The sequence below is a fragment of the Nocardiopsis coralliicola genome (assembly GCF_054779695.1).
The window spans coordinates 1-22,199 of record NZ_BAAGXT010000061.1 but is presented as its reverse complement, the minus strand read 5'-3'; the positions used below and the strand labels follow the sequence as shown (position 1 = coordinate 22,199).

General features: G+C 74.9%; 19 protein-coding genes. 8 read left to right on the top strand and 11 right to left on the bottom strand.

Annotated features, from left to right (window positions below; genetic code table 11):
* Positions 1–31: 31 nt before the first annotated feature.
* The 4 genes from ACYVGT_RS26105 to ACYVGT_RS26090 form a co-directional block, all read right to left on the bottom strand.
* The gene (locus tag ACYVGT_RS26105) at positions 32–1,054 is read right to left on the bottom strand and encodes a prenyltransferase (RefSeq protein WP_460863063.1); all 1,023 of its coding nucleotides are present in this window, start codon (positions 1,052–1,054) and stop codon (positions 32–34) included.
* Positions 1,051–1,731 carry a class I SAM-dependent methyltransferase gene (locus ACYVGT_RS26100; protein ID WP_460863062.1) on the bottom strand — a complete coding sequence of 227 codons (681 nt, stop codon included), beginning with the start codon at positions 1,729–1,731 and terminating at the stop codon, positions 1,051–1,053. Before ACYVGT_RS26100 ends, ACYVGT_RS26105 begins: the two co-directional genes overlap by 4 nt.
* 58 nt (positions 1,732–1,789) lie before the next feature.
* The gene (locus tag ACYVGT_RS26095) at positions 1,790–3,097 is read right to left on the bottom strand and encodes a glycosyltransferase family 4 protein (protein ID WP_460863061.1); all 1,308 of its coding nucleotides are present in this window, start codon (positions 3,095–3,097) and stop codon (positions 1,790–1,792) included.
* Positions 3,098–3,184: 87 nt separating this feature from the next.
* Positions 3,185–4,234: an MBL fold metallo-hydrolase gene (locus ACYVGT_RS26090; RefSeq protein ID WP_460863060.1), complete on the bottom strand. Its 1,050-nt coding sequence runs from the start codon at positions 4,232–4,234 to the stop codon at positions 3,185–3,187.
* 442 nt (positions 4,235–4,676) lie between these two features.
* On the opposite strand from ACYVGT_RS26090, the gene ACYVGT_RS26085 reads away from it, so the two are divergent.
* Positions 4,677–5,273: a TetR family transcriptional regulator gene (locus tag ACYVGT_RS26085; protein WP_460863059.1), complete on the top strand. Its 597-nt coding sequence runs from the start codon at positions 4,677–4,679 to the stop codon at positions 5,271–5,273.
* Positions 5,274–5,493: 220 nt separating this feature from the next.
* Here ACYVGT_RS26085 and ACYVGT_RS26080 read toward each other — a convergent pair whose 3' ends face one another.
* Both ACYVGT_RS26080 and nadA read right to left on the bottom strand, forming a co-directional pair.
* The gene (locus tag ACYVGT_RS26080; RefSeq protein WP_460863058.1) at positions 5,494–7,026 is read right to left on the bottom strand and encodes an RNA polymerase sigma factor; all 1,533 of its coding nucleotides are present in this window, start codon (positions 7,024–7,026) and stop codon (positions 5,494–5,496) included.
* 382 nt (positions 7,027–7,408) lie between these two features.
* Positions 7,409–8,383: a quinolinate synthase NadA gene (gene nadA / locus ACYVGT_RS26075; RefSeq protein ID WP_460863057.1), complete on the bottom strand. Its 975-nt coding sequence runs from the start codon at positions 8,381–8,383 to the stop codon at positions 7,409–7,411.
* 75 nt (positions 8,384–8,458) lie between these two features.
* Here nadA and ACYVGT_RS26070 point away from each other — a divergent pair, with 75 nt between their 5' ends.
* The 6 genes from ACYVGT_RS26070 to ACYVGT_RS26045 all read left to right on the top strand — a co-directional run bounded on the left by ACYVGT_RS26070 (position 8,459) and on the right by ACYVGT_RS26045 (position 13,624).
* Complete coding sequence (locus ACYVGT_RS26070) at positions 8,459–9,223, top strand: NUDIX hydrolase (protein WP_460863056.1); 765 nt, start codon at positions 8,459–8,461, stop codon at positions 9,221–9,223.
* 162 nt (positions 9,224–9,385) lie between these two features.
* Positions 9,386–10,045: an HAD family hydrolase gene (locus ACYVGT_RS26065; RefSeq protein WP_460863067.1), complete on the top strand. Its 660-nt coding sequence runs from the start codon at positions 9,386–9,388 to the stop codon at positions 10,043–10,045.
* 38 nt (positions 10,046–10,083) lie between these two features.
* Positions 10,084–11,268 carry an ABC transporter ATP-binding protein gene (locus tag ACYVGT_RS26060; RefSeq protein WP_460863055.1) on the top strand — a complete coding sequence of 395 codons (1,185 nt, stop codon included), beginning with the start codon at positions 10,084–10,086 and terminating at the stop codon, positions 11,266–11,268.
* A complete protein-coding gene (locus ACYVGT_RS26055; protein WP_460863054.1) occupies positions 11,261–11,935 on the top strand; it encodes an ABC transporter permease in 675 nt (224 codons plus the stop codon). Before ACYVGT_RS26060 ends, ACYVGT_RS26055 begins: the two co-directional genes overlap by 8 nt.
* Positions 11,932–12,615: an ABC transporter permease gene (locus tag ACYVGT_RS26050; protein ID WP_460863053.1), complete on the top strand. Its 684-nt coding sequence runs from the start codon at positions 11,932–11,934 to the stop codon at positions 12,613–12,615. The genes ACYVGT_RS26055 and ACYVGT_RS26050 overlap by 4 nt, the downstream gene beginning before the upstream one ends.
* Before the next feature lie 100 nt (positions 12,616–12,715).
* Positions 12,716–13,624, top strand: coding sequence for an ABC transporter substrate-binding protein (locus ACYVGT_RS26045; protein ID WP_460863052.1), 909 nt, complete (start codon positions 12,716–12,718; stop codon positions 13,622–13,624).
* An 89-nt stretch (positions 13,625–13,713) separates the two neighbouring features.
* Here ACYVGT_RS26045 and ACYVGT_RS26040 read toward each other — a convergent pair whose 3' ends face one another.
* From ACYVGT_RS26040 to ACYVGT_RS26030, 3 genes are all read right to left on the bottom strand, one after another.
* Positions 13,714–13,953 carry a hypothetical protein gene (locus ACYVGT_RS26040; RefSeq protein ID WP_460863051.1) on the bottom strand — a complete coding sequence of 80 codons (240 nt, stop codon included), beginning with the start codon at positions 13,951–13,953 and terminating at the stop codon, positions 13,714–13,716.
* Positions 13,954–14,228: 275 nt separating this feature from the next.
* Positions 14,229–14,717, bottom strand: a complete 489-nt coding sequence (locus ACYVGT_RS26035) for a flavin reductase family protein (protein WP_460863066.1) — start codon at positions 14,715–14,717, stop codon at positions 14,229–14,231.
* Between the two features lie 98 nt (positions 14,718–14,815).
* Positions 14,816–16,549 carry a S49 family peptidase gene (locus ACYVGT_RS26030; protein WP_460863050.1) on the bottom strand — a complete coding sequence of 578 codons (1,734 nt, stop codon included), beginning with the start codon at positions 16,547–16,549 and terminating at the stop codon, positions 14,816–14,818.
* Positions 16,550–16,727: 178 nt separating this feature from the next.
* Here ACYVGT_RS26030 and ACYVGT_RS26025 point away from each other — a divergent pair, with 178 nt between their 5' ends.
* A complete protein-coding gene (locus tag ACYVGT_RS26025; protein WP_460863049.1) occupies positions 16,728–17,408 on the top strand; it encodes a hypothetical protein in 681 nt (226 codons plus the stop codon).
* Positions 17,409–17,756: 348 nt separating this feature from the next.
* On the opposite strand, the gene ACYVGT_RS26020 is transcribed toward ACYVGT_RS26025, so the two are convergent.
* Complete coding sequence (locus ACYVGT_RS26020; RefSeq protein ID WP_460863048.1) at positions 17,757–18,899, bottom strand: DUF418 domain-containing protein; 1,143 nt, start codon at positions 18,897–18,899, stop codon at positions 17,757–17,759.
* A gap of 334 nt (positions 18,900–19,233) precedes the next feature.
* Positions 19,234–21,867, bottom strand: a complete 2,634-nt coding sequence (glgB, locus tag ACYVGT_RS26015) for a 1,4-alpha-glucan branching protein GlgB (RefSeq protein WP_460863047.1) — start codon at positions 21,865–21,867, stop codon at positions 19,234–19,236.
* Between the last annotated feature and the right edge of the window lie 332 nt (positions 21,868–22,199).

Here is a 22,199-nt window from a genome sequence, read left to right as displayed (position 1 = left end):
GTGCGCCGCTCTGCAGTGCCGGGCGCTGCCGCTACGGTTCCGCGTAGTTGTGGGTGAAGACCCGGGAGCCCGGGGTGGCGGCGGTGAGGGCGTCGACGGCGAGGATGACGGCGGCGGCCGTCCACGTCGTGCGCTCGACGGGCCAGTTGACGTCCTCGGCGAACTGGTAGCCGGTCCAGTAGGCGCCGTCCGCCGGGTCGCGCAGGTGGGCGATGGACGCGAGGAGCTGCGCGCCCAGGTCCGCCTCGCCCATCGCCGCCAGCGCCAGCACCAGTTCCGACGTCTCGGCGCCGGTCACCCACGGCTGGTCGGAGACGCAGCGGATGCCCAGACCCTCCACGGCGAACCACTCCCACCGTTCTTTGAGGCGCAGCTGCGCCGCGTCGCCGCGCACCGCGCCGCCGAGCATCGGGTAGTACCAGTCCATCGAGAACCGGGACCGGTCGGCGAACACGTCTTCCCGGTCCCGGATGAGCGCGCCCAGCGTGTCGGCCGCCGCGGTGTAGGCCGCGCCGTCCTCGCCGAGCCGCTCGGCCAGGGCCGCGCCGCAGCGCAGCCCGTGGTGGACGCTGCAGCAGACGGTGAGCAGCGCGTGGTCGCCCGGAGCCCCGTCCGGGTCGCGCGCCCACAGCACTTCGCCGCGCTCGGTGGCCAGGCCCAGCACGAAGCCGAGCCCGGCGCGCACCGTCGGCCACATCTGCCGGGCGAACGCGTCGTCGCCGGTGATGAGGGTGTGGTGGAGCAGGCCGACGGCCGGGTAGGCGGCGTGGTTGGCCTCGCGCAGCTCCACCTCGACGCGGCCCTGGCGCAGCTTCGCCGGCCAGGAGCCGTCCGAGTTCTGCACCGCGGACAGCCACTGGTAGGCGCGGCGTGCCGACCCGGTCCGACCGGTCGCGCTGAGCGCCATTGCGCATTCGACGTGGTCCCACACGTCGGTGTGGCCGCCGCGGAACCACGGGATGGCGCCGTCCGGCTCCTGCACGGCGGCGATCGACGCGGCCGAGCGGTCGACGTCGGCCGCGCTCAGCACGCCCGGTAGCTCCGGGCGGCTCACGCGCTCGCCCCGGCGGCGGGCTTGCGGACGTAGACGACGACGCTCTTGCCGATGACCGGGTTGAGCACCCGCTCCGCGACGCGGGTGGTGCGCGGCGCCTTCAGGATGTCCCACACCAGCATCCGGTGGTAGAGGTCGGCCGCCGGGTGGCCGCCGTTGTCCATGCCCACCGCGCACTTGATCCACCAGAAGGGGGCGTGCAGCGCGTGCGCGTGGTGGTGCGGGCCGATCGCGAAGCCGGCGGCCTTGAGCTTGGCCTCCAGCTCGGCCCGCGTGTAGATGCGGATGTGGCCGCCCTCGTTGGTGTGGTACTCCTCCGACAGCGCCCAGCAGATCCGCTCCGGCAGCCAGCTCGGCACCGTCACCGCGGCGATGCCGCCCGGCCGCAGCACCCGGAACAGCTCGGCCATACCGGCCGTGTCGTGCGGGATGTGCTCGAAGATCTCCGAGGCGATGACGCGGTCGAAGGAGCCGTCCTCGAACGGCATGGCGAGCGCGTCGCCCTTCACCGCCTCGGCGCTCGCCGCGGCCGGCGCCTCCCCCTCGGTGCGCATCGCGGCGAACATGGCCGACACCTCGGCGAGGTCGTTCTCGTTGAGGTCGAAGGCGGTGATGTCGGCCCCCCTGCGGTAGACCTCGAACGCGTGCCGGCCGCCGCCGCAGCCGAGGTCGAGCACGCGGTCGCCGGGGCCGACCGGGAAGAGGGAGAAGTCGACGGTGATCAGGGCTGGCTCCTTAGGATCGTGCGCGGGCCGCGCCGATGGCGGCGGTGTAGGTGCGGGCGGTGGCCTCAGCGACGGCGCGCCAGGTGAACCGCTCCTGGACGCGCTGCCATGCGGCCCGGCCCATCCGGTCGCGCTCCTGCGGGTCGTCGAGCAGCGCCCCGATCTCCGCGGCAAGCTCCTCCGGGTCGCCGGGCTCGACCAGTCGGGCCGCGGCGCCGTCGGTGCCGGCGACCTCGGGCAGGGCGCCGGCGCGGCTGGCGACCAGCGGCGTTCCGCTGGCCATCGCCTCGACCGCGGGCAGCGAGAAGCCCTCGTAGAAGGAGGGGACGACCGCGACCTCGGCGGAGGCGACGAGCCGGCCGAGCTCGGCGTCGGTGAGGCCGCTGGTGAACTCCACCCGGTCGCGCAGCGACAGCTCGTCGACGAGGGCCTCGGTCGGACCGCCCGGGGTCGGTCGGCTGACCAGGGTGAGCCGCACGTCGCGCTCGGTGGCGAGCTTGGCCGTGGCGCGCAGCAGCGTTGCCACGCCCTTGAGGGGGCTGTCCGCCGAGGCCACGCAGACGATCCGGCCGGGCACCCGCTCCGGGGCGGCGCCGGGGTGGAAGTGCCGGGTGTCGACGCCGAGCGGCACCACCTCGACGCGGTCCCGGCGCACCCCGAACTCGCGGCCGATGTCGTCGGCCGATGAGCCGGACGGGACGAGGACCGGTGCCAGCCGGCGGGCCACCCGGCCCTGCATGCGCACGAAGCCGTACCAGCGGCGCTTGGCGAACCGCTGCCAGCCGGAGGTGCCCTCCAGCTCGATGCGCCGGTCCACGGTGATCGGGTGGTGGATGGTGGTCACCAGCGGGAAGCCGTCGCGGGCCAGGCCGAGCTGGCCGTAGCCGAGGGTCTGGTTGTCGTGCACCACGTCGAACTCCCCCTGCCGGCCGCGGAGTGCGCGCCGCGCCCGCAGCGAGAAGGTGAGCGGTTCGGGGAAGCCGGCCGTCCACATGGTGCCGACCTCGAGGGCGTCGATCCAGTCGCGCCATTCGCGCACCGGCGGCGTCCTGAACGGGTCGGCGTCGTTGTACAGGTCCAGACTGGGCACCTTCTCCAGCACGACCCCCTCGTCCAGCTCGGGGTAGGGCTGGCCGGAGAAGACCGTCACGTGGTGGCCGAGCGCGGCGAGTTCGCGGGACAGGTGCCGGACATACACTCCCTGCCCGCCGCAGTGCGGCTTGCTGCGGTAGGAGAGCAGCGCAATGCGCAGCGGCCCCCGGTCGGCGGAGCCTGGGGGCGCGGGGGTCGGTCCGGGGGACGGGGAGGAATGCGGCATCTGAGAGACCCATCGGCAGCGGCTGGAGTGAAGGCGCCGGGCGGCGCCCCGTGCGGGGTGGGACAGGCGCGGAAGTTACCGAGCAGTTTAGTGGCGTGCGCTCCAGAGCTGGACTCCGCCCCGTCCCGGCGCGACGGCGGCCCGGCCGCGCCGCTCCAGGGTACGGAGGTGCGCCGCGGTCTCCGCAGCCGCCATCCGCCGGGAGAAGGTGTGCATCGCGCTCCACGCCTTCTTCCAGGGCAGCGCCGCGGCGAGTTCCCACAGCGTGTGCGGTCCTTCGGCGAGCAGCGCGGCCAGTTCGCCGAGTTTCTCCTCGTGGTGGGCGGTGATGGCGGCGGCGCGGCCGGCGATGCCGTCGAACCGGTGCTCGTGGGCGGGCAGCGCGTGCGCGGCGCCGATCTCGGCGGCCGTGTCCAGCGAGTCGAGGAACGTGCCGAGGGGGTCGCCGCCGCCCGCCGCGGCCGGGCCGTCCGCGCTGGGCCCCTGCTCCGCCGGCGCCGGTTCGGCGAACGGGTGCAGTCCGATGTGCGGCGTGATCGTCGGCAGCAGGTGGTCGCCGGTGAAGAGGTGGTCGGCGTCTTCCAGGTGCAGGCAGATGTGGCCGGGGGAGTGGCCGGGTGTCCACACGGTGCGGAGCTTGCGGCCGGGGACGTCGATGAGCTCGCCGTCCTCCAGCGCGGTGTCCGGCCGGGCCGGCGGGTCGCGGCGGACGTCGAGCCCGGCGATCTCGGCGGCTTCGGCGGCCGAGGCGCCGGCCCGGTGCAGGCGGGCCCGCTCGGCCTCGGCGTCGGTCGCGGCGCCGGAGGCGATCCGGTCGAGCACCGCGATGTCGGCCCGGTGCATGGCGATGAACGCCCCGGAGGCGTCCCGGACCCGGCCGGCCAGCCCCGCATGGTCGGGGTGGAAGTGGGTGACGGCGACGCCGTGCACGTCGGCGACGTCCATGCCGATTCCGGCCAGGCCGGAGGTGAGGGCGGCCCAGGAGTCCTCGTGCTCCCAGCCGGCGTCGACCAGGACTGGCCCGTTCGGGGTCTCCAGTGCGTAGACGAGCGTGTAGCCGAGGGGGTTGTTCGGGATGGGGACCGGGATGCTCCAGATCCCGCTGCCCACGTTCTCCACCGGCGGGGGTGTGCGCATTGGCGGCCGTTCCTATCAGGAGTGGGGTCGCGCCGCGGGGCCGTGCCGGTGCACATCGGGCCCGGGACGGCCCGCCCGGTCGACCGAATCGCGTTCTACTGTACGGAGCCGGTGTCCGGCGCCCTGCGGGCGGGGCGGGGCCTGCGGGTGCGCGGGCGGCGGCGGGGGGTGTTCGCTGATTCCGCGGCGCCGGGATGCACGGTCGGATTACAATCTGTATTCATGCGGATGCAAAGCGTGGTGTATTTCGTACTCAGTGTGGGAATCTGATTCGGCCGGAGCAAAACGAGAACAGATTCTATCGCGGCACCGAAAACCGGCCCGATGAGGTCTTCTCCACAGTTGTCCGCGGCGGATCCGGTAAGCGATCCTTGGATAACGTGTTCTTGCGGACGCAACCGTGGGGTGCGGGCCCTCGGCCCATGAGGAGGGGAGACCGATCGTGGCGGTCCAGGCGCCGGTAGGGGTGCGGTCGCGAAGCCAGAACCAGCGCCGCAAGCGCATCGTGCAGACAGCGGCGGCGCTGGCCCTGCGCGGCGGCGTCGAAGCGATGCAGATGCGCACGGTCGCCGAGCGTGCCGGGGTCGCCCTGGGCACCCTGTACCGGTACTTCCCGTCGAAGATGGACCTCGTGGTGGCCGTGGTCACCGAAGAGCTCGACCTCCTCGAAGCCAGCATCAGCCGCCGCCCGCCGGCGGCCGACACCATCGCCGCCCGGCTGGTCGACGTCCTCCAGCGCGCCACCCGCGCCCTGCTGCGCGAGCCCGAACTGGCCGACGCGCTCGTCCGCTCACTGATCATGGCCGAGATCACCACGGAGATCGGCCGCCGGATCACCGACCTGCTGTGGCGGGTGGCCGAGGGCGCCGAGAGCGATCCGGACGCCCAACCCGACCGCGCATCGGAGCCCTATCTGCTGGTCGGGGCGCTCGCCTCGGCCTGGGTCTTCGAACTCCTCGCCGTGCTGCGCAGCGAGCGCGACGTCGACGACGTCCCCACCCGCCTGAGCGCTGTCGCGCGGCGGCTCTTCCCCGGGTAGCGCTGGCGCGCTGCCGTGGTCCGCGCGGCGGCCCCGCCCGGTCCGGGCCCGCGGAACCGGCCGCCCGATGGTGCGGGCTGCGCGGACTGCCCGGCTCGGCGGAACCGCGGCGTGTCGCACAGCAGGACAGCGGTCCGCCCAGCACCGCCCCAGGGCGTATTGGGCGGGTGGCGTTCGTCGCGAGCGGTGTCGGCGGTGCACCCGTCGCACGGCCGGCGCCCTAGGGCGCGATGAGGCCCACGAGGTCTTCCAGCAGGCGGGTGACCGGGCCGCGGGGCTGCTCGGGGTCGCCGGCCTCCGGCGGTTCGTCCCCTTCGGGCGGGGCCGCGGGCGGGTCTTCGGCGGGCGGTTCGGCCGGCGGCTCAGCGGGCGGGATGTCCGGATCCTGCGGTGCACCGGTGGGGGCGCCGGGAGGGGCGGCCGCTCCGGATTCCGGTCCGGACTCGGGCTGCGCCGACGGAGGAGGGCTCTGCGAGTCGGCCGACGGCGACGGCGCGCCCTGTACGCCGGGAGAGGCGCCCCCCGGCTCCGTTGACGGAGCGCGGGCGACCGTGCGGTCATCGGCCGCCGGGGCGCCGTATTCGGACGGCGGCGGCGCGGAGTCCGTCACCCTGCCGACGCCGCCGTTCAGCACCGCCGCCATCGACAGCGCGAGTGCTGCGGCCACGGTGGCAAGGCCGGAGACGGCGGCCCACGGCAGCGTGCGCCGGCCGGCGCGGTCCGCTCCGGGCCCGGAGCGGTTCGGGCCGCGGCGTACCAGGCCGCCGAGGAGGACGCGCTGCTCGGCGCGGGGTGCGGCGGTGACGTCACCGGTGGTGACGCGGTCGCCGTCCAGAAACCGACCGGACAGCCCGGGTGCGGTGTGCGGCGCGGAGGACTGCGGGTGCGCTGCGGTGCGCCGCTGCGCCGCGGCCCGGCCGCGGTGCAGCGGAAAGCCGTCGTCGCCGAGCGGGCGCATCTGCGCGGCCGCCTGGGCGCGCTCGGCGGCCGCTGCAGCGGAACCGCAGGCGGCGACGGTGCGCTCCCGCAGCCCGGCCGGCGGGCCGGGCGGGGCGATCCGGGCGAGGACGGCGGCGGGGCCGCTGAGCGGCCCCCGCTCCGGCGGGGGGTTCGGCCCCTCGGGCTGCTCTGCCGGGTCCGGAGGCGCAGCGGTTGGCGCAGCGCCGAGCCCGCGGTGCTGCTCCCCGGTGCCCTCCGCGTCAGCGCCCGCGGCACCTGTTTCGGACAGGTCGGCGCTGCCGTGCTCCTTCATCAGGTCGGCGGCGCGCAGTTCGGCCGCCCGGACGAGGCCGGAGGCGGTTTCGGCGTCGAAGCCGAGCACGCGGCCGATGCTCGCGGCGCTGAGGCCGTGCCGCAGGGAGAGTTCCAGCAGCTCCCGCGAACTCGGCGGAAGTTCGGCGAGCAGGGTGGCCGCCGCGCGCTCTGCGGGCGCGGTGGGCAGGGCGGAGTAGGGGCTCTCCGCGGCGAAGCCCGCCTGCCGGCAGGCGGTGCGGACCAGCGCAAACAGCCAGGGCCGCAGCGCATCGGGCTCGGTGAGCGCATCGGAGAGGCGGGCGGCGGCGAGCAGTGCGGTGCGGACAGCATCGGCGGGGCCGCCGCCGGGGCCGAGGAGGGTCCACGCGTAGGCGTAGAGCTCGGGGGCGAAGGCGTCGTAGCAGCGTTCAGCGCCGCCGCCGTGCGGATCGGCGGCGCGGGCTGCGCCGGTGCGGGCGCGGTGGCGCCCGGGGTGCTGCTGGTCCGGCTGTGCGGCCACGCGACCTCCCTGGCGGTCCTCCCGGTGTTCGCGCGCGGGCGGACGGAGCCGCCCGCACCGGCGCAGCAGCAGCGGCGGTCCCGGCTGCTAAAGCGGCGCCGTGCCCGGTGGGCCGTGCCGGCGGTGGCCCCGAAGTCCCCGGTTGCGGACGACGCTAACGGCGGCCGCTGAGGGGCGTTGGGGGAGTGGGCAAGGTGTGTCCGGACAGTGAGCTATTTGTTACCGGTTGGACCCAGATGCCGACGTCGGAGGCGGGTTCCCGGCCGCGGCGGCGGGTCCGCCCGGGGGCGCGGACACCGCGCGGGCGGCATCGGCGCGGCCGGCCGCCCGCGCGGGAAACGGCCCGCGCAGGTCCGCTGCGCGAGCCGGATGCCGGGGTGCGCTACTCGCCGCCGCGGGAGGGCGCGCCGATCGCGATCATCCGCTCGACCGAGGCGCGGGCCCGCTCGGAGGTCTCCGCGTCGACCGTCACCTCGCCGAAGCCGGTGCGCAGGCTGTGCAGCAGGTGGTCCATCGTGATCATCTTCATGTAGTGGCACTCGGCCCGCGGGTTGACCGGCTCGAACGCGGTGGTCGGGTTGGCTACGCGCAGCTGGTGCAGCATGCCGGTCTCAGTCGCGATGAGGACCTTGCCGGCGGAGGTCTGCTCCGCGGCGGCGAGCATGCCGCCGGTGGACAGGATCTTCACCCGCTCGGGCGGCACCGCGCCCTCGCCCACGAGGTAGAGGGCCGACGTGGCGCAGCCGCACTCGGGGTGCACGTACAGCTCGGCCTCGGGATCGGCGGCGGCGCGCTCGCGCAGTGCTGCGCCGTCGATGCCGGCGTGCACGTGGCACTCGCCCATCCACACGTGGATGTCGTCGCGCCCGGTGACCCGCTTGACGTGCGCGCCGAGGAACTGGTCAGGCAGGAAGAGGATCTCGCGGTCCCGGGGGAGCGACCGGATGACGTCGGCGGCGTTGGAGGACGTGCAGCAGATGTCGGTCTCGGCCTTCACCGCCGCTGTGGTGTTGACGTAGGCGACGACGACGGCGCCGGGGTGCTCGGCCCGCCACGCGCGGACGTCCTCGGCGGTGATCGTGTCGGCCAGCGAGCAGCCGGCCTTGGGCTCCGGCAGCAGGACGGTCTTCTCCGGCGCGAGGATCTTGGCGGTCTCGGCCATGAAGTGCACACCGCAGAAGACGATGGTCTCGGCGTCCACCTCGGCGGCGAGCCGGGAGAGGGCGAGGGAGTCCCCGGTGTGGTGGGCGGCGTCCTGGATCTCGGGGCGCTGGTAGTTGTGCGCGAGGATCACGGCGCCGCGCTCGTCGGCGAGCCGCCGCACTTCGTCCGCCGCCGTCGCGGTCGCAGTGGTCATGGTCTCGATCCCTTCGCCGGGGGGCCAGTTTTTGACTGCAAGACGAAAATTCAACAGAGCCTAACATGGGGGGTGATGGAGACAGCGGGCGCAGGGGCGGAAGCAGACCGGGAGGGAACGGCGGCGCACGAGGTGCTGGCTGCCGTCTTCCAGATCCGCGGCGATCAGCTCAGCGTGCTGCTCTGGCGCCGGGCCCAGCCGCCGTTCGCGGGGGACTGGGCACTGCCCGGCGGCCGCCTCGGCGCAGACGAGGGGCTCGGCGCGTCGATCCGCCGCCAGCTCGCGCAGAAGGTCGACGTGTGCGACCTCGCCCATATCGAGCAGCTGGAGACCCGCGGAGCCCCGGACCGCTCGCCCGGCCCGCGGACCCTGGCCACCGCCTCGCTGGGAGTCGTGCCGGCCCACATCGAGCCGGTCATCCCGGCCGACACCGCCTGGCACCCGGCGGCCGAGCTGCCGCCGATGGCGTTCGACCACTCCTCGATCGTGCACTCGGGGCGCCGCCGGCTGCGGTCCAAACTCTCCTACACCAACATCGGCTTCGCGCTGGCGCCGCCGGAGTTCACCATGTCGGAGCTCTCCCGGCTCTACCGGGCCGCCCTCGGCCACGACGTCGCCGCCACCAACCTCCGCCGCGTGCTGCTCCGCCGCGGCCAGATCGAGGAGACCGGCCGCTCCGTCCCCTCCGGCCGCTCCGGCGGACGCCCCGCCGCGCTCTTCCGGTTCCGCGTCGCCCACCTCGAAGTCACCGACGAGTTCGCGGTGCTCCGCCCGCCGTCCCGCGCAGTCCCGGCGTCCGACGCGTCCGCTGCTCCGCCGGTCGGTATCCCCGCAGAGTAGGCCGGGCGGCAGCCGGGGCGCCCGCAGCCGGCGGCGGGCCAGGCCGGCGCCCGCGCCGTTTCCCCAGCCGCCCGATGGCGGTTGCGCGCGCGTGTGCGCAGGTCCGCACGGGCAATGGCCTCGGTTGTGTCGGGTGGCCGTGTTAGCGTCCTTTTCGTGACGATTCGCAGTGTGGTGTTCGACGTCGGCGAGACGCTCATCGACGAGACGCGCATCTTCTCCCGGTGGGCCGACTGGTTCGGCGTGCCGCGGCTTGCGCTGTTCGGGCTGATGGGCGGGGTGCTCGCGCAGGGGCGCCCGCTCACCGACGCGTTCCGGCTGATCCGGCCCGGCTTCGATCTGGAGGCAGAGGTCGCGGCATGGAAGGCGGCGGATCCGGACACCCTCGCCGACGGGTTCGACGCCGATGACCTCTACCCCGACGTGCGCGCGGCCCTCGGCGGGCTCCGCGGCCTCGGCGTGGGCGTCGTCATCGCGGGCAACCAGCCGGCGCAGGCACGTCCGGCGCTGGAGGCCATGGAACTGCCGGCCGACGCCGTGTACGTCTCGGCCGACTGGGGGGTGGAAAAGCCCGACCCGGCCTTCTTCACCCGGGTCGCTGATGCTGCCGGCGCCGCGCCCGCGGAGATCCTCTACGTCGGCGACCGCGTCGACAACGATGTCCTCCCGGCCCGCGCGGCCGGCATGCGCACCGCACTGGTCCGCCGCGGAATGCTCGGTTACCTGCATGCCGACCGGCCGGACGCGAAGCAGGCCGATATCGTCGTGGATTCCCTGACGGAGCTCGTCCCCTGGACGCGGGAGCGCAGCAAGCGATCCTGAGGGCCGCCGAACGCCGGAGATGCGAGGCACCGCCACCCATGATCACCTTCCAGGGCGCCGCGAAGCGCTACCCCGACGGCACCGTCGCCGTCGACTCCCTCGACCTGGAGGTCCCGACCGGCGCCACCACGGTGCTCGTGGGCTCCTCCGGCAGCGGTAAGACCACCGCGCTGCGCATGGTCAACCGGATGGTCGAGCCCAGCGCCGGCACGGTCGCCATCGACGGCGAGGACGTGCGCAGCCGCGACCCCGCAGAGCTGCGCCGCTCCATCGGCTACGTGATCCAGCAGGCCGGGCTCTTCCCGCACCGGACGGTGCTGGACAACGTCGCCACGGTGCCGCTGCTGCTGGGCTGGGGCCGGCGCAGGGCCCGCTCCCGCGCCGGCGAGCTGCTCGAACTGGTCGGCCTGGAGCCCAGCCAGGGCCGGCGCTACCCGCACCAGCTCTCCGGCGGCCAGCAGCAGCGCGTCGGCGTGGCCCGCGCGCTCGCCGCCGACCCGCCGATCCTGCTGATGGACGAGCCGTTCAGCGCGGTCGACCCGGTCGTCCGCACCGGCCTGCAGGACGAGCTGCTCCGGCTGCAGAGCGAGCTGCGCAAGACCGTCCTCTTCGTCACCCACGACATCGACGAGGCGGTGCGGCTCGGTGACGGCCTCGCGGTCTTCCGCCCCGGCGGCGTCCTGGCCCAGTACGCGCCTCCGGAACGGCTGCTCGCCGAGCCGGCCGACGCGTTCGTCGAGCGGTTCATCGGCTACGACCGCGGCGTGCGGCGGCTCTCCTTCTTCCCGGCGTCCCGGCTCCGGCTGCGCGACGACCCGGTCGTCGCGGCCGGCACCGCGGCGCGGGACGCGCTGCGCACCGCGCGCGACCGCGGCGAGCCGTGGCTGCTGGTCGCCGACTCCGGCCGCCGCCCGCTCGGCTGGCTCGCCGAGGACGCGCTGGCCGGCGCCGACGGGGCCACGCCGGTCGAGGAGGTGCCGCTGGCGCCGTTCGGCCACATCTTCCACGTCGGCACCGACTCGCTGCGGGCCGCGCTGGACGCCGCGGTGCTCTCCCCGGCCGGGCGCGCCGTGGGCGTCGACGAGGACGGCGCGGTGGTCGGCGTCGTGGCGCAGAGCGAGCTCGGCTCGGCCATCTGGTCGGTCGGCGACGCCGAGCCCGGCAGCACCGCCGCGGACGACGGGGGAGCGGGCGGAACCGGAGCGGAGGGCGGCCGTGGGTGAGGGGCCGCTGATCCGCTGGGACTGGATCGCCGCCAACCTCGACGGCCGCATTCTGAGCGCTCTCGTGGAGCACCTCCAGCTGTCCCTGCTGCCGGTGCTCATCGGCCTCGCCGCGGCCCTGCCGATCGGTATCGCCGGCGCCCGCTGGCGCACCGCCTACCCGCCGCTGCTCGGCTTCGTCAACATCCTCTACGCGCTGCCCTCGATCGCGCTGTTCTTCCTGATGCTGCCCTACACCGGGCTCAGCATCTGGACCGCGGTGGTCCCGCTGGCCGCCTACACGCTCGCGATCCTGGTGCCCAACGTCGCCGACGGGCTGCGGCAGGTGCCCGAGCACGTGCGCCAGGCCGCGATCGCCATGGGCTTCTCGCCGCTGCGGCGGCTGGTGGCGGTCGAGCTGCCGGTCGCCGTGCCGGCCGTCATCGCCGGCCTGCGGGTGGCCGCGGTCGCCACCATCAGCATGGTCAGCGTCGCCTCCCTGGTCGGCCTGGGCGGGCTGGGCGGGCTCATCCTGCAGGACGGCTTCAACGTCCGCTTCCCGACCCCGATCATCGTCGGCGTGGTGCTCACCGTGGCACTGGCACTGGCCATCGACGGTCTGCTGGTGGCGCTGCAGCGGATGCTGACGCCGTGGGCACGCGGCACGCGAAGGGAGGCCCGCCGGTGAACGTCGGCGATCTCGTCACGGTCTGGCTGTCCGACCCCGCCAACTGGCAGGGGCCGTCCGGTATCCCCGCGCGCTTCGGCGAGCACGTGCTCTACTCCGCCGTCGCCATGCTGGTGGCCACCGCCATCGCGGTACCCGTCGGGCTGCTCACCGGGCACACCGGCCGCGGCGGCTTCGCGGCGGTCACCGTCGCCAACATCGGCCGGGCGCTGCCCACCATCGGCGTGATGCTGCTCGTCGTGCTGCTGATGGGGATCGGCATGGTCCCGGTGCAGGTGGCGCTGGTGGTGCTCGCGATCCCGCCGATCCTGATCAACACCCACGAGGGCGTGCGCGCAGTCGAGCCGGAGCTGACCGACGCCGCGACCGGCATGGGGATGCGCGCCGCAGGCGTCCTGTTCCGGCTCGAACTGCCGGTGGCGGCGCCGATGGTGCTGCTCGGGCTGCGCACGGCTTCGGTGCAGGTGGTGGCCACCGCGACCATCGCCGCCTACGCGGGGGCCGGCGGGCTCGGCAAGTTCATCTTCGACGGGCAGAGCCAGCAGGAGTTCGGCATGGTCGCCGGCGGATCCCTGCTCGTGGTGCTGCTCGCGCTGCTCGTCCTGCTGGTGTTCACCGCCGCCTACCGCGTCGCCGTGCCGCGCGGGCTGCGGGAGAAGGCCCTGGCCGCCCGCTCCTGACCGCGGCCGGGCGCCCCCGCGCGGGCGCCGCGCCGCACCGCCACCGACCGCCGCTGACTCCGCAGATCCACCCATGCCGCACGATCGAAGAAGGTGTGCCATGCCCGTCCGAACCCGGATCGCCGCCGCGGCCGCAGGGCTCCCGCTGCTGCTCGCCGCGGGCGCCTGCGGCGCCTCCGACCCCTACGCCGACGGGGGCGGCGGTGACGGCGGCTCCGGCCTCGTCGTCGGCTCCGCGAACTTCCCCGAGTCGGCGCTGCTCGCCGAGATCTACGCCCAGGCCCTCGAAGGCGCCGGCCAGACGGTGGAGAAGAAGCTCAACATCGGCAGCCGCGAGGTCTACTACGACCAGATCGAGCAGGGGAACCTGTCCGTCATGCCGGAGTACAACGGCGGCATCCTGCTCTACCTCGACCCCGAGGCTCCGGCCGGCACCACCGAGGAGACCGACGAGCGGGTGCAGGAGGCGCTGCCCGAAGGGCTGAGCGTGCTCGACTCCGCCGAAGCCGAGAACAAGGACTCCATCACGGTCACCGAGGAGACCGCGGAGAAGGAGGACCTGTCCGCCATCGGCGACCTGGAACCGGTCGCGGGCGACATGGCGGTCGGCGGGCCGGCCGAGTTCGAGACGCGCCCGCAGGGCCTGCCCGGCGTCGAGAAGACCTACGGCGTGGAGTTCGGCACCTTCACCTCGCTGGACCCCGCGGTGCTGCCGCAGGCGCTCAAGGACGGCGACATCCAGGCCGCCAACCTCTTCACCACCGACCCCTCCATCGCGGTCGAGGGCTTCGTGCCCCTGGAGGACCCGGAGAACGTCTTCGGCGCCCAGAACGTCGTGCCGCTCATCAACGACGCGGCCGTCGACGACGAGGCCCGCTCCGCCCTCAACGCCGTGTCCGCCGAACTCACCACCGAGGACCTGCTCACCCTCAACGAGCGGGTCAGCGTCGACCACGAGAACGCCGAGTCCGTCGCCGCCGACTGGCTCACCGAGGCCGGCCTGGACTGATGCGCCGGAACCGTCCATGCCGTCGGGGTGCGCGCTGCCGGTCCCAGGATTCTCTCCGGCCGAGGAGTGAACCCCACCGCCGCGCCGTGCTACGTACCTGGTGTGAACGGACTCTGGCGGCATGACGTGCGCCGCGGCGGCGCCGGCGGTGCCGCCGCGGTCGCCGCCGTCGGCGCGGCTGTCATCGGCAGCGCGAGCCCCCAGAACATCAGGGTCACGCTGAACCACACGCCCCACACGTCGCCGCCGCGCCCTTCCGGGGAGAACGCCGAGATCAGGCCCAGCGGCAGCATCAGAGCCAGCGAGCCCGCCACCGCCGACTGGCTCACCGAGGCCGGCCTGGACCGACACCGGGGTTCTGCCTTCCGGCGCGCCCCTTGGGAGGCAAGCGGGCGCGCCGGGGGCAGCCCCCCGACCCGGAGGCGCCAGGCGGACTCAGAGGATCAGCGCGAGGATCAGCCCTGCTACGAGGATTCCGAGAGCCGTATAGAAGCCGTCCATGCCATCCATTGCAGACCGGCCGGGCGCCGCTGTGAACTGGCGCCGCCAGCACAACGGGGTCCCGGCCGGGTGTGCGTTGTGAGACCTCTCTAGAGAGTTTCACCTACCCCAGGGTGCGGTACCGGCGGCCGAACCGGACGAGGGGGCCGGAGCCGGTGCCGCCGGATGCCCCGCCGGCCGCGCTGCCGTGCACGTCCGGCAGTGCGGTGACCTCGGCGTAGTACACGGCGTGGTCGGCGACTTCGGCGCGGCCGACCACCCGGCACTCCAGTGCCGCGAGCGCGCCGTCCAGGACCAGCGCACCCGTCGCTGCACCGCGGTGGTGCGCCTCCTCGGCCAGCAGCAGGCGGGCGCTCGGCCGGCCCTCCGCGGAGAAGCGGCCGGCCAGCGCCCGCTGCTGCGCGGAGAGCACACTCACCGCGAACGCGCCCTGCCGTCCGACGACCTCGTTCAGGTAGCCGTCCGCATCCAGCGAGACCAGCACGGTCGGCGGGTCGGCGGAAACCGACGTGAACGCGCTGACGGTGCCGCCGATGTCATCCCGCTCCTCGCGCACCGTCAGCACCGCCACCCCGGCGGCCAGCTGCGCCATCGCGTCGGTGTAGGGGCCGGGGGCGACGGTGTCCCCGGTTCCGGACGGCCCGGGTCCGGCGGCACCGCCCAGGAACCCCGGGTCGGAGAAGCCGTCCATCAGCCCACCCGCCAGTCGCCGGGCAGGGTGAGCACGCCCTCCGTTGCGATGCCGAGCCGGCCGGCCAGGTCCGCCACTGCGCCGCGCGGCACGTCCAGCGCCTGCTCGGCGAAGCCCTGCGGTGCGGCGGAGCGGTCGTCGCTCGACTCCGGCGGCCGCAGCCGCTCCAGCGGGGAGAGCCGCGGGAACGGCTCCAACGGCAGGGCGCCGGCGCCGGCGGCGTCCCGGGCCGCCTGCACCGCGGTCTCCAGGCCGCCCAGCCGGTCGATCAGGCCGAGCCGCAGCGCATCGCTGCCGCTCCACACCCGGCCGCGCGCCCGCGCATCCACCTCGTCGTCGGACAGGCCGCGCGCTGCGCCGACCTTGCCGGTGAAGTCGGCGTAGACGGCGTCCAGCAGTGCCCCGATGCGCTCCCATTCCGACTCGGTGAAGGTGCGGGTGCCGTCGAACATGCCCGCGTTGGGCGCGCTGTCGATGCGGCCGACACCCACCCCGATCCGGTCCAGCAGCGCTCCGGTGGAGGTGCGCGCGATGTAGACCCCGATGGAGCCGGTGATGGTCGCCGGATGGGCGACCACGGTGCCCGCCGCCATCGAGACGTAGTAGCCGCCGGAGGCCGCCACGTCGCCCATGGACACCACCACGGGCGTGCCCGACTTCGCGGTCAGCTCCACCTCGCGGCGGATCGCGTCGGAGGCCGAGTGCGACCCGCCCGGGCTGTCGACCCGGAATACCACGGCCCGCACCGAAGAGTCGCGGCGTACCGCGCGGAACGCCCCCGCCACCGTCTCCGACCCGGTACTGCCGGTGCCGGTCAGCGGTGAGCGGCGGCTGTGCCCGCCGTGGATGGGCCCGTGCGCCGAGATCAGCGCGATCCGGTCGCGGCGGCCCGGCCCCGGCCGCGCGGCGGACGCCGCCTTGGCGCGGTTGTACCGGGACACGTACTGCAGCCGCGGCTCGCTGCTGTCGCCGACCCGGGCGCGCAGATCGGCATAGACCTCGTCGCGGTAGGCGAGCCGGTCGACCAGACCGCCGTCCAGCGCTTCCCGGGCCAGCAGCGGCGCCCGCTCGGCGAGGGCGTCGATCTGCTCGGCGGTCAGGCCGCGGTCGGCGGCGATCCCCGCGCGCACCTGGGTCCACAGCGCGTCCAGCAGGGCTTCGGCCGACTCCCGGTGGGCGTCGGTGTAGCCGCGCTCGGTGAACATGTTGACCGCGGTCTTGTACTCGTAGCGGGCGGCCGCCTCCGGCTCCAGGCCGAGCTTCTCCGCCGCGTCGCGCAGGAAGTAGGCGCGGGACGCCAGGCCGGTCAGTCCCACCGTTCCGGTCGGCGCGAGCGCGATCTCGGAGAAGGCACTGGCGAGGTAGTAGCCGGGGGTGCCGGGGCCGAAGTCGCCGATGCTCTCGCTCCAGGCGATGGCGGGCTTGCCGGCCGCCCGGAACGCCGCAACGGCGTCCCGGATCTCCTGGGAGCGCCCGAACCCGGGGGCGGTGCCGTCGACCTTGGCCAGCAGCGCGGCGACGCCGGGGTCGCGGGCGCCTCGGCGCAGCCCTTCCACCACGTCGGTGAAGAGCTGCCGCCGCCGGGCCAGCAGGTGGGCCACTGGTGAGCCCGGGGGTTCGTCGGCGACGCCCGCCGTCAGGTCCAGTTCCAGGATCACGCGGCCGGACCCCCGGCGGCGGAGTCCGGCGACGGGCTCGATCAGGTCCTCGATGCGCTGCGCTAGGTCGGCCATGGGGCCAGGTTAGGGCGTGGAGCGCCGGCTCCGCTGCCCCCGCGGAAAGGCGAGTGCGGCCGCGCGGGGCCGCCGCCTCCGGTGCACCGCCCGCCGCGCGGCGGCACGGGCCGGCCCGGTATGGTCCGCGGTGCCGCTATCGTCGGGGGCGTTCGAAGGTACAGATGGAGGCGAACTGATGCCAGCACCGGCACCCCAGACCGGACGCTCCGGGCGCTGGGCGCGGGGCACGGGCCGGGCGGCCGCCGCGGCCGTGCTGCTGCTGTCCGCCGGGGCCTGCGGCGCGGACGAGGAGCCCGAGGCGCCCGCCGCCGAGGTGGACAACTCCTACGCGGGTGTCCTGCCGGCGAGCGACACCTCCTACTCGCCCACCGAGTTCCACGGCATCACGATCAACGTCCCCAAGGACTGGGCGGCGTCGACCGGCGGCAACCGGCTCTGCCTGACGCCGGCCGACGGCGACGACTGCGGCTTCGGCTCGGTGCAGGTGTTCGCCGACGCCGCCAAGCACCACGACGCCTCCTGGCCGAAGAAGGGCGGCGCGTTCGACCGCGAGAACGGCTGGACGCACGGGAAGGGCGAGTGCCGCGCCCCCGGCGCCGAGGGCAAGGCCGCGAAGAAGGCCGCCTTCACCGTCGGCAAGGGCGGGCTCTCCGAACACGCCGACGGCCTCAAGTCCCACCACCGGGTGTGGAACGTGGCCTGCGACGGGGACGCCTCCTTCGAGGTCCGCATGTGGTACCTGCCGGAGAGCGACGTGCTCATCTACGTCCCGGCGGCCGACCCCGCGTTCGGCGAGGTCTACGACGAGGTCGCCGCCTCCATGGACATCACCGAGTACAAGAAGGGCCGCGACTGACCGCCGCCGCCCGCTGCGCTCCTCCCGCAGCCCCGCCGCCGTGCCCGCGGGCACCCGGCGGCCCCGCACACCGGACCACCGTGCCGCCCTGCGAGCTCCGCGCGCTCGCAGGGCGGCCGTGCTCGGCACGGGTGGTGGCGGCTCCGGCGAGGTGAGCGCCGCCTGCAGCCCCCGGGGGGACCGCCGCGCAGGGGCCGGCCCCGCGCTCACGGGCGGCGACCGCGGCGCCCCGGTCCCGGTGGGTGCGGGGAGGGCTGGCCTGCGTGCGCGGAGGCCGCAGCGCCCGCGGTGCCCCGGAGGCACACCCGCGGCCGCGCGGCCCCGCGGGTGCAGGGCCGCGCGGGTGCGCTAGTGGACCCGGGCGGGGGCCGGTTCGGCCGGGGCGGCGGGGGACTGGGCGCCGCGGCGGAGCGGCACCAGCTCCCACCAGGTGACGCAGCGCCAGACCCATTCCAGCGGGCCGTAGCGGAAGGTGCGGAGCCACAGCACCGAGAACACCCACTGCGCGGCCAGTACCCCGCCGGCCACCGCGAACAGCGCGCCCCACTGCTCGGCCGACTGGAAGTCCAGCGCCCAGCCGGCGATCAGTACCAGCACGGTCGCGGTCAGGTAGTTGGTCAGGGCCAGCCGGCCGAGCGGTGCGAACAGCGCCTGAAGCGCGCCGCGGAGCGGGGTGCGCAGCAGCAGGCAGAGCCCGGTCACGTAGGCGCCGGCCATGAGCAGGCCGGCGACGCCGCCGGAGGTGTTGAACCCGGTGTTCTCCACGTCGCTCCAGTGCCACAGGGCAGCCGGCACCGACGCCGCGGTGAACAGGGCGAACGCCAGCGCGACCCAGCCGGTCGCGCCGTCCAGCCGCTGCGGCACCCGGTACTGCGCCACCGCCATGCCGAGCAGGAAGACGCCCGGCGTCAGCGCCAGCCCGCCGCCGAACAGCGCCAGCGCGGCCGCCGAGCCGGCCACGCCGCCCGCGAGCACCACGGCGCGCGGCAGGTAGCTCGCCGGGAGCAGCACCAGCAGGCCGAAGACGGCGTAGGGAAGCAGCGCTTCGCCGGGCTGGCCGAGGTAGTGCACCCCGCCGAACACTGCCAGCGCGGCGAGCCGGCGCACCAGGAGCAGCCGCGGCCGTGCGTGCCGGGTGGCCGCCGAGTCCAGGAACATCGCGAAGCCGACGCCGAACAGGAACGAGAAGATCGGGAAGAACCGGCCGTCCACCAGCATGTGCAGCCACAGTTCGGGCACAGCGGCGCCGGTGAGCTCCTCGGCCGGAACGTTGTAGCCCATCCAGGTGATCGGGCCGATGTTGACCAGCAGGATCCCGCAGAGGGCGAACCCCCGGACCACGTCGAGCGCGTCGATCCGGCGCCGCGACGGCCCCCCGGAGGCCCTCGGGCCCCCTGCGCCGCCTGCCTGTACCGGGCCCGCCCGGCCGGCCGCGCCTGCTGCGCCGCCGGCCCCCGGTTCCGGCGCCGTCTCCTCTGCTGCACCCGCCACGGTGCCTCCGTCTCTGTCGTCGGTCTGCGTTGTCTGGGCAGCGCCCGTGCCGGCCCGGGCCCGGATGGCCGTTCGGGAACATTCGGGATCGGGCTCCGAAAGCACTGGAAAGAACCGTAGTTCAGGGCGCAAGTGACGGATGGGACGCAGCGAGTGACTCGCGGGCTCCCTATCGGCGGGCATGAGTTCGGCGGCAGTCGCGGCCTCCCCGGCCCGCCGGCGCACGGCCGGGTGAGGCCGGCGAGCGCACAGGAAAGGCAGGGGCGGCGCTGTGCGCCGCCCCTGCCGTGCTGCCCGCTGCCCCGGCCGCGCCGCCCGGTGGCCGGGGCGGGACTCAGTCCGTGCCGCCGGCTCCCCGGGCAGCGCTGTCCTCGGCTGCGCCGGCGGTGGGCCCGGCGGCCTCCTTCGCGGCGGGGCCGGCCTTCGCGCGGCTCTTCCCGGTGCCCTTCGCTGCGCCGGCCCGCTTCGCAGCGGCCTTGGGGGCGGTCTCTTTGGCGCCGCCCGCGGCCTTGGCCGCAGGCTTCGCCGTGTTCCCGGCGGTGCTCGCGGACGCGCCCTTCGCGGTGCCCTTCGCCGCCTTCGCGGGGTTCTTCGGGGCGGCCTTGGCGGCCGCCTTTCCGCTGCTCTTCGCCGGTGCCTCGGCGGCTGCGGCGCGCCGGACGGGCGGCACCGGGCCCGGCTCCGGCTCCAGCCACACCGCGGCGAGCGGCGGCACGTCGAGCACGGCCGAAAAGGGCCTGCCGTTCCACCCCTCCTCCTCGGCGGTGGCGCCATCCTGGCCGGCCGCGAATCCCGAGCCGCCGAACCGCTCGGCGTCGGTGTCGAGCACGGTGCGCCACCGGCCGCCCGACGGCAGCCCGATCCGGCGCCCCTCGTGCGGTACCGCCGAGAAGTTCACCACGCACGCCAGCACCGATCCGTCCTCGCCGTAGCGCAGGAAGGACAGCGTGTTGCCGTCGGCGTCGCCGCCGTCGATCCAGGAGAACCCCTCCGGCACCGTGTCCTGCGACCACAGGGCGGGCCGCGCCTTGTAGACCGTGTTGAGCTCACGGACCAGCGCCTGCACGCCGCGGTGGTAGCCGTGATCGAGCAGCCACCACTGCACGCCGTCCTCGTGCGACCACTCCTCGCCCTGGCCGATCTCGCCGCCCATGAACAGCAGCTGCTTGCCGGGGTGGGCCCACATGTAGCCGTACAGGGTGCGCAGGCCCGCGAACCGCCGCCACTCGTCGCCCGGCTGCCGGTAGAGCAGCGACCCCTTGCCGTGCACCACCTCATCGTGGGAGAGCGGCAGGATGTAGTTCTCGCTGTAGGCGTAGACCATCGAGAACGTGACCTCGTTGTGGTGGTGGCTGCGGTGCACCGGGTCCCGCTTGAGGTACTCGAGGGTGTCGTGCATCCAGCCCATGTTCCACTTGAAGCCGAAGCCGAGCCCGCCGGCGTCGGTCGGCCGCGTCACGCCCTCCCAGGCCGTGGACTCCTCCGCGATCAGCGTGACACCCGGGTTGCGCCGGTAGGCCGTCGCGGTGAGCTCCTTGAGCAGGTCGATGGCCTCCAGGTTCTCCCGGCCGCCGTACTGGTTGGGTGCCCACTGGCCGGAGTCGCGCGAGTAGTCGAGGTAGATCATCGAGGCGACCGCGTCGACCCGCAGCCCGTCGATGTGGAACTCCTCCAGCCAGTACAGGGCGCTCGCGATGAGGAAGTTGCGGACCTCGCGGCGGCCGTAGTCGAAGATCAGCGTGCCCCAGTCGGGGTGCTCGCCGCGGCGCGGGTCGGCGTGCTCGTAGGTCGGCGACCCGTCGAACCGGGCCAGGCCCCACGCGTCCCGCGGGAAGTGCGCCGGGACCCAGTCCAGCAGCACGCCGATGCCGGCGCGGTGCAGCTCGTCGACGAGGAACCGGAAGTCGTCCGGGCTGCCCAGCCGGGAGGTCGGCGCGAAGTAGGACGTCACCTGGTAGCCCCAGGAGCCGCCGAACGGGTGCTCGGAGACCGGCAGGAGCTCGACGTGGGTGAATCCGGCCGTGCGCACGTGCTCGACCAGCTCGTGGGCGAGCTCCCGGTAGCCCAGCCCCGGCCGCCATGACGGCAGGTGCACCTCGTAGATGCTCATCGGGCGGCGCGTCCAGTCGCCGGCCTTGCGCTCGGCGAGCCAGGCGTCGTCGCCCCACCGGTAGTCGGAGTCGGCCACCACCGATGCGGTCTCCGGCGGGCACTGCGCGGCGAAGGCGACCGGGTCGGCGTGGTCCTGGACGCCGCCGTCGCGGCCGTGCACCCGGTACTTGTACCGTGCTCCGGCGCCGAGGCCGGGGACGAACAGCTCCCACACGCCGCTGGAGCCGAGCGAGCGCATCGGGTAGGCGGTTCCGTCCCAGTGGTTGGTGTCGCCGACCAGCTGGACGCCGCGGGCGCCCGGCGCCCACACCGCGAAGGAGGTGCCGGCCGCCTCGGAGCCGTCGCCGCGCACGTGGGCGCCGAGCGCGCGCCACAGCTCCTCGTGCCGGCCCTCGCCGATGAGGTGCAGGTCCATCTCGCCGAGGGTGGGGGAGTGCCGGTAGGGGTCGTCGGCGACGGTCTCGGGACCGTCGCCGGTGTAGCGCACCGCGACCCGGTAGTCCGGCGCGCCGCCGCCGGGGCCGGCCGGAACGAGGCCGTCGAACACCCCGTTGTGCCGGTGCTGCAGCTGGACGCGCGTGCCGTCCGGCAGCACGGCCGCCACCGACTCGGCGAGCGGGCGCAGCGCCCGCACCGCGTACGTCCCGCCGCCGGCGGGGTGGGCGCCGAGGACGGAGTGCGGGTCATGGTGGTGCCCGGCGGCGATCGCGTTGATCTCGTCGAAGGAGACGGGGGGGACCTCGGCCGGTGCGGCCTGCGCGGCCTGCGCGGTCGGTGCGGCCTTCGCGGTGCGCGCCGCGCGGGCGGAGCGGCGTGTACCCGCGGCGGGGCCTTCGGTGGACGGCGGCGTGCTCATGGGACTCCCAGTGGATCCGGTGGCGGTGCGGGCGGTCAGGTGGCGCTGGTCGGCCGGCTGCTCGGTGCGCGGTGGTGCGGTACTGCGGGGCGGCTTCCGCGCCCATCGGGGCGGTGCCGGCGGCGCTGCTGTCTCGGACGGCCCCGGCCGGGCGGTTCGCTTGGCCGGGGCGGTGCGGAGTGGTCCTGCGCGGCGGGCGGTGGAGCTGACCGGCGGTGCGCGTCCGGCTCCCTGGCTGCGGCGGCCCCGCCCGGCGCCGGCGGGGGAAGGCGGGGGCGCCGCGTCCGCCCGGGCGCTCCGGGAGGTGCCGCCCGGAGCGCCCGGGCGGACGC